1 pseudogene is annotated in these 306 nt (G+C 32.7%); it reads right to left on the bottom strand.

Annotated features, from left to right (window positions below):
- Nucleotides 1–151 (bottom strand): annotated as a pseudogene (locus AB3I34_RS14005) (peptide-binding protein); the annotation flags it as partial.
- Nucleotides 152–306 lie beyond the last annotated feature (155 nt).

Raw genomic sequence — 306 nt, 5'->3', positions numbered from 1 at the left:
CTTTTACGTTTCCGCCATTCTTTGCTGTTTCGATTTTTATGATATGGTGCAAGTCAGCACGAACACGAACCGTCTTATCTCCCATTATATCTTTTTTTGCACTGATTGGTGTATCATTTCGTTTTTCTTTTTGTGCGCCTAAATTTCCCACAATCACTCACTTCTTTCTATTTCTTCTTATTCTTATTTTATCATCAACAGTCACAAATCACTTGTGATTTGTGATAAGTGATTTGTGATAAGTGATTTGTGATTAATATATAAAAGCCCTCTTTAAAGGGCTTTTATGTTTATTTTGAGAAAGAT

The organism is Enterococcus sp. C102(2024), from assembly GCF_040888205.1.
Lineage (GTDB): Bacteria > Bacillota > Bacilli > Lactobacillales > Enterococcaceae > Enterococcus > Enterococcus faecalis.
The sequence above is the reverse complement of the archived record's forward strand: the minus strand, read 5'-3'. Positions and strand labels throughout refer to the sequence as shown.